The following is a 12,627-nucleotide window of genomic DNA, read 5'->3' on the forward strand; positions in this document are numbered from 1 at the left end:
ATGTTTATTTTATGCCCAATTCGCGCAAGATATCATCGCTCTTGTCAAGTTTGGGGTCGGCAAATATAACAGTAATTCCTTCACTTTTGTCAAGTATAAAGTCGTACCCGCGGGCTACTGCAATTTTTTGCACCGCGTTATAAACTTTATCCTGTAAGGGTTTTACCAGTTTTTCTCTTTCTTTGAAAAGGTCTCCCTGGTAGCCAAAGCGTCTTTTCTGGAGATCGCGTAATTCCTTTTCTTTATTGAACAGTTCATCTTCTCTTTTCTTCTTTAAATCATCGCTCAGCATAAACTGTTCTGCTTCGTAATCTTTGTACATTTTGTCGAGTTCAGCTTGCCTGCTGTCGATTTCTTTTTGCCACTGTTCGCTGATAAGCTGCAGTTTTTTGTCTGCATCTGTATACTCAGGCATTTTATTGAGGATATATTTTGTATCGATTACGGCGTAGCGCTGTGCATAGGAAGTTGCGGTAAGAAAGAAGCAACTAAGTACTATGATAAATATTTTTTTCATATAACAGGTTTTAGAGATCTGTAAAGTAAATGTTGGTAAGATTTCGCCCCGATCTTCGCACATGCTCCAAAGCGTTTCAACAGTACAAGCGTGCGACGCAACAGAAGCTTCATGCATAGGCTGCAGCCGGGCTCATACATACTGTTCTGCCAAATCAATCCGGTTCAAAGCCCAGCATAAAGGTAAACCTTGATGCGTCTTTAAGCGAACCGCCATTCTTCATTCTGTCCAGGCCAATACCATAATCAAAGCCCAGCAAACCAAACATTGGCAGGAAGAACCTTACACCTACACCTACTGAACGACGCAACTGGAACGGGTTGTAATCTTTAAACGAATACCATCCATTTGCCGCTTCGAAGAAGGTAAGTCCGTAAATAGTGCTGCTTGCTGCGGTGCTGAACGGATAGCGCAACTCCAGCGTGTATTTGTTGAACATGGTAAAGTATTGTGATGCGCCCTGCTGATCAGGGTTTACACGAGGATCTGACGTTTCGTATACCGGGTAACCTCTTTGTGCAATGATATCGTAACCAAGCAGCGCGTAAGTGTTACTAAGGCCTGCATCACCCACCTGGAACCTTTCAAACGGAGAAATTTCGAGGTCTTTGTTGTAGCGGCCAAGGTAACCAAACTTGGCAGCAAGCTTAAGTACAAACTGCCTGTTTCTTTCTTCACCTGCCGGTTTACCAATTGGTACATACCACTCGCCGGTAAAGCGCCATTTGTGGTATTCGATCCAGCTATATGGATTAGATGAATTAACGATATTCTTGTTAAACAAAGAGTAAGGCGGTGTTAATGCAAGGCTCAGGTTGAAATTGGAACCTGTGCGGGGGAATATCTGCTGATCGAGCGAATACCTTGTAAGGTTCAACCTCAGACTAAGGTTGTTGGAAAAACCGTTCCTGAATAAACTACCATCGGGCAATTTCAATGTTTGTGAAATTGGATAGTTCTTCAGTTTATAACGTGCAAAGCTTAATGAGGCTCCAAAAGAGAAATAGTCATCAGGCCATTTCAACTGCTTTTGTAAACCAATAGAAGCACCTGTTGTTTTGAAAAAAGAAGTGTCGGCCGCTGCCTTGGTATAGGTACCGGTTGTGTAATCGTAAGCATTGGCAAATTTTGTATCGTAAAAACTTACGGTGAACGCGTTTCTTTTTTTGCCACCCAGCCATGGTTCAGTAAATGATACGTTGTAAGAACGGTAAGCACGGCCATTACTTTGTACACGCAGGCTTAACTTCTGGCCATCACCAACGGGTAACGGATCCCATGCTTTTTTGTTCCAGATGTTTTTTATTGAAAAGTTATTGAACGAAACACCTACCGTACCAGTAAGACCAATACCGCCACCAAAACCTGCGCTAAGCTCAAGCTGGTCGCTGGATTTTTCAACCACATTCCAGGTAACATCTACTGTACCATCTTCCGGGTTTGGAACAATATTGGGAGAAATCTTTTCCTGGTCGAAGAAGCTGAGGTTGGCAATCTCACGCTGAGAACGGATCACATCGCTACGGCTGAATTTCTCACCCGGTAATGTTCTAAGTTCGCGCCTTATCACATATTCCTTTGTACGGTCATTGCCCGCAATACGAACATTTTTCCATCTGGCCTGTGGGCCTTCCTGTATCTTGATCTCAAAATCGATGGTATCATTGTAAACAGCGGTCTCAATCGGGTTAACCTGGAAGAAGAGATAGCCATCATCCATATACAACCCGCTAATGTCTCCACCCTCAGGAGAAATACTTTTACCAAGTTTTTTATTCAGTAACTCGGCATTGTAAATATCTCCTTTCTTCACACCAAGAATAACGGTAAGCAAAGAATCGGAATATTTAGAATTGCCTTTCCAGGTAATATTGCCAAAATAGTATTTGTGCCCTTCATCAACTTTAAGATCAATATTGATATTTCCCCTGGCATTTGAATACACTTTATCCTGAACAATGGCTGCATCCCGGTTACCCAGCGAGTTGTAGTATTCAATGATTTTTTCTTTGTCTTCTTCGTATTTCTTCTCATCGAATTTTGCGTTGGAAAAAATCTTCAGGCGTACATAGGGGTCAAGTACCCGGCGTGTTTTGGTAAAAGTAAGGTATCCTTTGTCGTGCAGGTATTCGCTGAAAGTATAACGGGAAGGATTGGCAATACCGCCAGAGTCTTTGGGTGGAAACAGTGTTAAGCGGGTCATTTCTTTTGTACCCTTCATTTGCTTTTTCAGCTTAAGCTCATTCACTGTTTCATTGCCAATAAGGTTGATCTGGTTGATCTTTACTTTACTGCCTTTATTTATATAAAGGTATAAAACCACCGAGTTTTCAAGCGTTGTATCCCTTATGGTCTCAATGTTTACTTTTACGTTACGGAAACCTTTTTCAAAATAAAATTTGTCAATCGCGTCAATAGCGGTACGCTTCATGTTTTCCGTAACCACACGTCCTTTTACTAACCCTGTTTTAGGGCCAAGATCATCCTGCTCAGATTTATTTACGTTGCGCAGGTAATAGTTAGATAAGCGGGGCCTTTCTGTTACATTGATTTCTATCGAAATATTATTGCCGTCCAGTTTTGTAAGATAAATGGCCACATCGCTAAAGTAATTCTGCGCCCAGAGTTTGTTGATCGCTTTTGCAAAATTATCACCGCCGGGCAGTGTTACTTCGTCACCAACATTTAAACCGGCTACCGATGTAAGCAGGGCCTGGTCAAAATATTTGTTGCCTGTAACCTTTATATCAGCAATTTTATATTTCTGAGGGGTGGTCTGGTTTAAAATATTAAGCAGTTCTGGATCTAAAGATGTAATTGATGTATCGGCAACCTGGGCTTCAACTGCAAGACCTGATAAACCAAAAACAAATAGCGCTAATAAAGACTTATAAAATCGCTGCATCCGGTTCGTGTTTGAAAATGCTTCTGCAGTTATGTTTTATGGTTATTGCAGACGCTTAAGATTTTAAGTTGGGCAAATTAAAAGGATTATTCAGAATTGTGTCAAAACTGTTTGTTAAAACAAACGGTGCTTATTTTAATTTAATGCACCGGTTCAGTCTTTACCTGCTCTCCTGTTTTACCAAATCTGCGTTCCCTGTTTTGATAATCAATAATTGCTTCGTACAGGTTCTCTTTCCTGAAATCAGGCCACCTGACATTTGTAAAATACAATTCTGCATAAGCTAACTGGTATAAAAGAAAGTTGCTGATCCGGTATTCACCGCTGGTTCTTATCATTAGTTCAGGATCGGGGAATTCGCTGGTGGTTAAATAACGCTGCAACGTATCTTGGTTGATGGTTTCAGGTTCAATTTTGCCATTTTTTACATCAACAGCAATATTTTTTACGGCGTTTACCAGCTCCCAGCGGCTGCTATAGCTAAGTGCCATAATCAGGTGCATGCTGGTGTTGTCGTGGGTTTCATCGAGTACTTCCTGCAGTTCCTTCCGTGCCCTGTCCGGCAACATGCTCATGTCACCAATAACATGGAGCTTTATGTTGTTTTTTTTAAGATCGGCAGCTTCTTTCTTAATGGTTTCAATAAGCAGCTCCATTAAACCGGTAACTTCCTGTGCCGGCCGGTCCCAGTTTTCGGTACTAAAAGCGTATAAAGTGAGGTATTGAATGCCAATTTCGCCGGCGCCTTCAACAATATTCCGTACACTTTCCACGCCATGGAAATGACCGTATAACCTGTCCTGGCCTTTTTCCCTGGCCCAGCGACCGTTACCGTCCATTATAATGGCCACGTGTTTCGGAAGGCGTGTTTTATCTATTTTTTCCAGCAAATCCTGCATACTTAGGCATTAAAGGATGGCAAAATTAATGAAATAGATGGGTTATGTGCGGGCACTTTTAAAATAAGTAGCATATACCTTATGTAAAGCCGGGTTTTTATGTAGCGGGCTATGGTTTTCTATGGCATCGCCTGTTGTGTCACTCCCTTCAGGGTTCCTCATTTATGGCAGCTGTGGCGTTCTGTTTAGCCGGCCTGTACGCACTAAGACAAAGGTGAAAAGAACAGCAACCTGCATGCGCCTGGTAAAGACTGCTCCCTTTTGCTGGAACCATTCATGACCATGACTTCGCTTCAGTCTTCGCATTGCCCGGCAAAGTTCCTGCCGTACAAGAGTGCGACGCAACGGAAGTTCAATATGTGTACAGGTGCCGGGTACATAAAAATCAGTAATCCAGTTCCAGCCGTAATTTATCTCTCAGGTCTCTTAACAAGGGATACCTTTCGGCCATCTTCTCAAAGCGCTGCCGGCTGTTGAGTACAAGGTTTGCCGGTACTTCTTCCTCTTCTCCCTGCTCTACAAGTACTTTAAAGGTAATACTGCGGTTGTTGAAAGCCTGCTGTACAAAATCTGCCAGCAACATCTTTTCCTGTTCTATAAAGCGCTGTTGCGTAATGGCATGCACAACCACGGTGAAGAAATTATCTGTTTCTATATTAAGCTTTGCAAGCTTAAACGTATTGGCAGAAGAATGCTTTTGTTGCTCTTCCATCTTTAAGCCATATTGGTTCCAGGTATCCTGCAGTTTGTTTAGTTCCAGCGCTTCTGCTTCTTTGATCTCCTCAATATTGTACTGGTCGCCAATTTTGGCCCTTAAAGTTTCGAGCAGGCTTACCTTGCCAACCGCAGGCCGGGCGGTTGCGGCCGCTGCAGATTGTGCACCATTAACAGGTAGTTTTGCTGCCACGGTTGCCGTGGCTGTATTGGCTTTTGGCTTTGTTGCTGGTTTTGTTTCCGGCTGTACTTCTTCCTGTATGTATAACCTGGACGACTGCTGAGTGGCGGGTTTGGCATCTGTAGCCGCTGCCTTTACCTGCAAAGGATTGATGTTTTTAATTTTATAAGCTACAGGGCCGTCAAGCCGTTTTTTTTTAATTACGGTACCATTATCTGTGGAAAGTTCAATGGCCTGTTGCAAAAAGTTGAGTTTAATCAGCGCCATTTCCACGTGCAGTCTTTTGTTGCGGGCCATCTTGTAGTTAATTTCCGCTTCGTTCAAAATGTTCAAAGCACTTACCAAAAAGGAAAGGCCGGTGGCTTTCGCTACCGAAGTGTATTTTTCCTGCATACCTTCTACCACATCCAGTAATGCTGCGGCCTTTACATCTTTACATACCAGTATGTTTCGTATAAATTCTGCAAAGCCATTTAGCACCATGTCGCCTTCAAAACCTTTTTTATTGATCTCATCATACAGCAACATAGCCGCTGCAAGATCCTGTTGCAGCAGGTGCTCCAATAAACGGAAATAGTAGTCGTGATCAAGAATATTTAAATGCTCCAGCGTATTCTGGTATGTTACTTCGCCGTTGGTAAAGCTTACGATTTTGTCCAGAATGCTTAGTGCATCCCGCATGCAACCCTCGCTTTTCTGTGCTATTACCTGCAATGCAGCTTTGTCTGCTTTTATTTCTTCCTTATCGGCTATTTCCTGCAGGTGCTCTACGGTATCATTTCCTGTAATACGTTTAAAATCGAAGATCTGGCAACGCGATAAAATGGTAGGAAGTATTTTGTGCTTTTCTGTAGTAGCTAAAATGAATATAGCATAAGGTGGCGGTTCTTCCAGTGTTTTAAGGAATGCATTGAATGCGCTTGCGCTAAGCATGTGTACCTCATCTACAATATATACTTTGTACTTACCTGCCTGTGGTGCAAAGCGCACCTGCTCTACAAGAGATCTTATATCATCCACAGAATTATTCGAAGCGGCATCCAGTTCATGAATGTTCAAAGAAATTCCATCGTTAAAACTTTTGCATGAATGACATTCGTTGCATGCTTCACCATCCGGCTGAAGATTCTCGCAATTGATTGTTTTGGCAAGTATACGTGCACAGGTTGTTTTACCTACGCCACGCGGACCACAAAACAGAAAAGCATGCGCAAGCTGGTTATTCCTGATAGCGTTTTTGAGCGTGGTGGTAATGTGGGCCTGGCCAACAACAGTGTCAAAGGTTTGTGGCCTGTATTTTCTTGCCGAAACAATAAATTTGTCCATAACACTGCAAGATAATAATGTTCACTGTTTTCGATCTGTGGTTTAAGATTTAGTTGTGCACATCAGGAAACAATGGTTATGTCGTTATCAGTAAGCAGCGGAAGGTTTTTGAACCGCAGTATCAGGTTGGCTACAACAATCACGTCCCGCTGGCAATATTCAACAATCCTCGGTAGGTTTTTTTCCTCGTAGTAAACATGTTGCACCTGGCTGCCATCAATATCTGTTTTTGAAGTAGGCACATCCAATACATTTGCCAGCAGGTGAAGTGATGTATAATGTTTGTAATCGCCAAATTTCCACCACTGCAGCGTATCTGTCATCTTCACTTCCCATGGTTTTGCACCCTGGAAGCTGAGATATGAAGGAAGCGGTATATGATTGATGAGCATACGCCTGCACAAATAAGGAATATCGAACTCTCTTATATTATGTCCTGCAAATTGAAAATTTTTATTATGTTTATGCCACTTATCTGTTATCTCAATAAATGACCGAAGCAGCAATCCCTCATCGTCTCCTGAAATACTTTTTAAGCGTAGTGATGGCTTATTTTCTTCATTATTATGAAAGAATCCGGTGCTTATACAAATCACTTTTCCAAACTCTGCAAGTATGCCAGCCCTTTGCTGGTAAGCGTTTTCAGGCGAAACATTTTCTGGCACGGTTTTGGAAATCTTGTCGCTCCAGAGACTTTTCCAGGCTTCCGGGAGTTGCGCATAATCCCGGTACTGAGGCACAGTTTCAATGTCAATTACCAATAAGTTATAAATAGAATCAGCACCATAAACATTTGTCATATAAACACTTAAATTTCTTATTAATATGAGCTATACAAATTATCCATCTGCCGGTTCTACACCGCAACAGCAGCCACCTAAAGACAATCGTAAACTTATCTATGGTTTATTAATAGCTGCACTACTTGGTACCTGGGGTTATGTTGTGTATGATAAGAGTAAATCTAAAGAAACAATTACACAACTACAAACACAATATTCAAACGTTGATTCTGCCCGCAATGAAATACAGGAAGAATACAATGATGCACTGGCCCGTATGGATTCTCTTACCGGCAGCAATACACAGTTAACTTCAGAATTAACTGACCGCCAGAAAGAAATTGAAAAACTAAAATCAAATATCAAGTCAGAGCTTGGTAAGAAGAATGCAGACCTTTCAAAAGCTAAGTCAATGATCGCCGAACTCAATGGTAAGATCAATGATCTGGTTGCAGAAGTTGAAAGGTTGAAACTTGAAAATACGCAGCTTACTGAAACAAACCAGCGTGTAACCGCAGAAAGAGATACTGTAACTGCACAGAAAGCTGTTGTAGAGCAAAATCTTGCTTCCACACAACAGGAAAAAGCACATGTTGAAGATATTGGTTCAACACTACACGCTTCTAATATCAATATCACACCTATTGATATCAAGAACAGTGGTAAAGAAAAAACTACCACTACAGCAAGACGTGTAGACGTGTTCAGAATATCTTTTGATCTTGATGAAAACAGGATCTCTCCAAGTGGTTCAAAAGAATTGTATGTATCTGTTACCGGGCCCGATGGCAAACCTATTACAATGCCTTCATCGAGCGGTACATTTACCACAAGAGAAGAAGGAGATAAAACTTTTACCAGTAAAGTAAATGTTGAATACGAACAGGGAAAACGCACACCTGTAAGCTTCGATTGGAAACCCGAAGCTGGTAAATACCAGACCGGAAATTACAAGGTAGAAATTTACCAGAATGGTTTTAAGATCGGTGAAGGAACAAAGGCATTGAAGAAAGGCGGCATATTTGGATAGTTCAGGTTTCTCTATATATTACCAACCCCCGCATTTTGCGGGGTTTTTTATTTTTCAGGCATCAAAGATTCTATACTTTAGAAGCATGATTAAACAATGGATCAACGGTAAGACGGTTATTTTTTTAATAGCAATCAGTATTGTTACCGGAACTGTTTTTTATTCTCAATATTTATCGAGGAAGATTGCCGCAGACGAAAAGAACAGGGTAGATACATGGGTGCAGGCATTAAAAACAATGATGATCGTAAACGATCCGCAAAGCCTTACGCTGGCTTCTAAAATATCGCTTGAAAATAAAGACATACCCATTATAGAAACAGACGAAAACGACCGGATAAACCCGGGCAACTGTATAAATCTGGATTCTAACGCCATCGCCGGCGATCCCAAATACCTCAGCCGTAAGCTTGCCGAATTTAAAAAGCAAAATGATCCTATCACACTTGTTTTAAGCGATAGCCCATATGTAGCCAACAAATATTATTATGGCGAAAGCATCTTGCAAAAAGAGGTGCGTTATTATCCCATTATACAATTGGTTATCGTAGGCTTGTTTATCATTATTACCGTTATTGCCCAGCGTACCGCCTACATGAGCACGCAAAACCAGTTATGGGCCGGCATGGCAAAAGAAACAGCACATCAGTTAGGTACTCCTGTCACCAGTTTAAAAGGCTGGATAGAAGTACTAAAAGATATACCGGGCAATGAAAAGATCGTAACCGAAATTGAAAAAGATGTGGTAAGGCTGGAGTTGATTACCGACCGTTTTGGGAAGATCGGCAGTAAGCCAAACCTGGAACAAAAGAACCTGGTTGAGCAAATAGAAACCATGGTAGAGTACATTAAAAAGCGGTCGGGGCGCAATGTAGATTTTTCCATAGATACCAATGGTGCCGGTGTTGTAAATGCCATGATCTCGCCGCCCCTGTTTGACTGGGTAATGGAAAATCTGCTTAAGAACGGGCTCGACGCAATGGAAGGCAAGGGTTCTATACAAATACGTATCAGGGAAACGGATACACAAATAAAGATCGATGTAAAAGACAGCGGAAAGGGCATATCTAAAGCCAACCTCAAAAATGTTTTTGAACCAGGGTTTACTACCAAAAAACGTGGGTGGGGGCTGGGTTTAACGCTTGCCAAAAGAATTATTGAGCAGTACCATAAAGGTGCTATTTATGTAAAAAACAGCGAGATTGGCAAGGGTACTACCTTCAGAATAGAATTGCACAAATAGCGATTGAAAAATAATGCTATCCCCTTACATTTGCATTCCCAAAGTTGCGGAGGTGGCGAAATTGGTAGACGCACTACTTTGAGGTGGTAGCGCCGTAACTGGCGTGGGAGTTCGAATCTCCTCTTCCGCACAAAAGCTTCTTCTTATGAAGAGGCTTTTTTATTTTATGTACCCAACTCCATTGCTACTATTTAGCTGCCGTTGCGTCGCACTCTTGTACTGCAGAAGCTACACTGAACAAGTGCGACGACCATAACATTATTTTACACCGGGCGTATTATAAGTACCAAAAAATAGTGGCGTTATACACCGAATGCCTGTCACCAAAATCAACCGCATGGGCGTTATACCTGTCTTTGTTATTTGTGCGTTTTCTGCCTTGGTAGGCCCAAAAATGCCGTAAAATATCCATATACCGGTTTACACAGTATAACAAAACATTGCATGGTTACAGGCTGGTAGTAACTGATTGGTATCGGTCCAGGTATGCAGGCATTGCTTTACACAAAGACAATCATTCTTCAATCTTCGCGTTTTGTTGAATATTGCTTCAGCCGTACAAGAGTGCGACGCAAGTAAAGCCTCATGCATGTTATACAGCCGGGCTCATAAAATTATTCTATCACTTTTTCTATGTGTGTTATACGGCCATCTTTGGTTACACCTTCTACAATAACCCTGAAGCTGTTGGTAATATCATTGTTATAGAAAGTAAGTTTTACCATTTTGTTTCTTGCATTGGTTAAGATCATAGGGTTCCAGTAAAGGGTAGAGCGCAGGTCTTCCTGTTCATTGCGTTGGTCAAATGTGCCGTAGTTGGGCGAGTAAAACTCTTTTTCTGGCGCATAACCCATTACCAGTTTCGAGGGCATGCCTTTGCCTTTGGTTACAGGTGCAGCGCCGCCTTTCTTGGTATATATGGCTATTGCACCATTGGCGCCGCCGCCAAAAGCGCCAAAAAAAGGTGGTGGAAAAACTTTGATATAAGCAACATCGCTGGGGTTGGTAGAGCCGATCTGGCTAATGTCGACCGGCATTTCATTGATATAAAAGGAAGGCGTACCACCGCGCCATTGTACAGATGGCTGGCTGCCGGGCCCTGTTTGGCCGGTTATATTTAGCCCCGCAACTTTTCCGCGCAGGTAGTTAAATATATCAAGAGAAGACCTCGCAAACGGGTCATTTTCCAGGTCGAAAGAACGGGCATTGCCACCGCTGAACAAGCCCGACGCATATTGCTCATCGAGTATCTGTTCCCGGCTTTTTGTTTTAGCCTTTACCGTTACACCTTCCAGCGTAGTGCCTTCCAGGAATTTTGCAAGTCTTGCCTGCTCACTGGCAAAGTAAAGGTTGCGGTTTTCGGCAGCGCTATCGAGGAAATAACGGTTCATGTTTTTATCAAAATTGATCTTACCCGGTGATGGTAGTGTGCCGTTATTAAATACAACTTCAGTGGAATTAGCCATGTCTTTGGCTCCGGCAAACTGGTAATAGATCCTGGTGGTATCGAACAAAATAACGTTGGGGTCTTTAAAAGAGCCATCCTTCTCCAGCGAAACCTGCATGCTGTTTCTGGTGCTGTCACTCTTCCTGTCGAGAATAAGGAATAAGAAACCCGACTGGCGCATATCCATTGCAGAAGTGCCAAATACTTTTCCTGCCAGAGAGAGGTAACTGGTATCGTTGGAATACTTTATCACGGGCATTTTGCCGGCTACAAGATCGTTCCATTTTATGCGGCGCCAGCCGTTTGTGAGCATTACGAGATCAAGCTGTTGTTGTAAGGAATCGCTGCTATTGGCAAAATAATATCCGGGTTTGTACACATTTCCTTTCAGATCGCCGGTAAGTAACAGGCGGGAGATAATGTTATCGCTGCTGTCTATACCTATGCCGGCATCAGTAACTGCTACCGAGAGGTTTGCTTCCAGTGTATCAGGAACATTTATTACCAGCGTATTTTTACCGCGTTTAGATGTGCCCAAAGCAGCAAAGCCAACTTCTGGCTCAAATACGTAATCATTGTTGTTGATAAAAGTTATTCTCTCCGCAACGGCCACCCAGTTTGCATCGAATACGGTTAGCTGCAGAATGCCGCTTGGCAACTGATCCACAGGAATAGCACCGCCAACCGCAGGGGTTTCTTTAAGATTTACATTGGCCATATACACAAGGTGCTGGTCCATGGTGGCAACAATTTGCACCTGTTCAAGATTTTCAGCAGCAGTGGTACTTCTTTTTATAATAAAACTTCTTTTGCCTTCGGTAAGGCGCACTTCCAGGGATATGCCACCCGGCTTCACAGCAGGCAGTGGTGTTTCATATGGTTTGCCCTGTTCATCTTTCCATTTTGCAATATACTTCTCGTTGGCTTTTGCATCCAGCGGGAAGATGCCCATACCATCGTGTACCGAAGTGAAAGTGGCAACCGTCTCACCTTTGCTGTTTACTATAGTACCTTTGGCATTGCATGGCTTGCCGTTATCATAAACTGACTTAAATGCTATACGGCAGTTTATGCCTGCAATACAGTCGCCGCTTTCCGAGAAGAAATCAATGGCAGGTTTGTTTACAGCCGGTGCTTTTGCGGCTGTTTGTTTTTGCTGTAAAATCCTGATGTCTTTGTTATAGAGAAAGGAAGAATCAAAATTGAGCATCCACTTTGTATAAGCCCTTACATGAATGCTGTTTCCACTATATGTTTTGGGTATTACATAGCTGCCTTTTGCAGACGATGCAATCATGGGCAATACAGCATGCGATAACACATTGCCGTTTGCATCAGTATGGTCTATATAAATATTGGCACTTACCAGCGATGGCGTAGTTGCCGACATAATGTACGCTTTAAACCAGATCGTTTCACCCGGCGCATATACCGGTTTATCAAACTGTATGTACACTTTTTCCTGCGGAAAACCGGTTCCAAGGTTTTCAAGATTGGCCGTAAAGGTTTCTTTATTTATTTGCTGCGAAAAAGCAAGCGAAGGGCAGTACACGATCAGCAATAAACAAAGCAGCCTTTGCATA

8 protein-coding genes and 1 tRNA gene are annotated in these 12,627 nt (G+C 42.4%); 3 read left to right on the forward strand and 6 right to left on the reverse strand.

Going from position 1 to position 12,627, the window contains the following annotated elements; genetic code table 11:
- Positions 1–4 precede the first annotated feature (4 nt).
- The 5 genes from I5907_RS06765 to I5907_RS06785 all read right to left on the reverse strand — a co-directional run bounded on the left by I5907_RS06765 (position 5) and on the right by I5907_RS06785 (position 7,342).
- Positions 5–517 carry an OmpH/Skp family outer membrane protein gene (locus I5907_RS06765; protein ID WP_196989953.1) on the reverse strand — a complete coding sequence of 171 codons (513 nt, stop codon included), beginning with the start codon at positions 515–517 and terminating at the stop codon, positions 5–7.
- 154 nt (positions 518–671) lie between these two features.
- Positions 672–3,422, reverse strand: a complete 2,751-nt coding sequence (locus I5907_RS06770; protein ID WP_196989954.1) for a BamA/OMP85 family outer membrane protein — start codon at positions 3,420–3,422, stop codon at positions 672–674.
- Positions 3,423–3,562: 140 nt separating this feature from the next.
- A complete protein-coding gene (uppS, locus tag I5907_RS06775; RefSeq protein WP_196989955.1) occupies positions 3,563–4,321 on the reverse strand; it encodes an undecaprenyl pyrophosphate synthase in 759 nt (252 codons plus the stop codon).
- 385 nt (positions 4,322–4,706) lie between these two features.
- A complete protein-coding gene (locus I5907_RS06780; RefSeq protein WP_196989956.1) occupies positions 4,707–6,542 on the reverse strand; it encodes a DNA polymerase III subunit gamma/tau in 1,836 nt (611 codons plus the stop codon).
- A 62-nt stretch (positions 6,543–6,604) separates the two neighbouring features.
- Positions 6,605–7,342, reverse strand: coding sequence for a 3'-5' exonuclease (locus I5907_RS06785; RefSeq protein WP_196989957.1), 738 nt, complete (start codon positions 7,340–7,342; stop codon positions 6,605–6,607).
- A 25-nt stretch (positions 7,343–7,367) separates the two neighbouring features.
- Here I5907_RS06785 and I5907_RS06790 point away from each other — a divergent pair, with 25 nt between their 5' ends.
- The 3 genes from I5907_RS06790 to I5907_RS06800 all read left to right on the forward strand — a co-directional run bounded on the left by I5907_RS06790 (position 7,368) and on the right by I5907_RS06800 (position 9,727).
- Positions 7,368–8,354, forward strand: a complete 987-nt coding sequence (locus I5907_RS06790) for a hypothetical protein (RefSeq protein ID WP_196989958.1) — start codon at positions 7,368–7,370, stop codon at positions 8,352–8,354.
- A gap of 85 nt (positions 8,355–8,439) precedes the next feature.
- Positions 8,440–9,597, forward strand: coding sequence for a sensor histidine kinase (locus tag I5907_RS06795; protein WP_196989959.1), 1,158 nt, complete (start codon positions 8,440–8,442; stop codon positions 9,595–9,597).
- Positions 9,598–9,643: 46 nt separating this feature from the next.
- Positions 9,644–9,727 (forward strand) — tRNA-Leu (locus I5907_RS06800).
- A 484-nt stretch (positions 9,728–10,211) separates the two neighbouring features.
- On the opposite strand, the gene I5907_RS06805 is transcribed toward I5907_RS06800, so the two are convergent.
- Complete coding sequence (locus I5907_RS06805; RefSeq protein ID WP_196989960.1) at positions 10,212–12,626, reverse strand: hypothetical protein; 2,415 nt, start codon at positions 12,624–12,626, stop codon at positions 10,212–10,214.
- Between the last annotated feature and the right edge of the window lies 1 nt (position 12,627).

It is taken from the genome of Panacibacter microcysteis (genome assembly GCF_015831355.1).
Taxonomy (GTDB): domain Bacteria; phylum Bacteroidota; class Bacteroidia; order Chitinophagales; family Chitinophagaceae; genus Panacibacter; species Panacibacter microcysteis.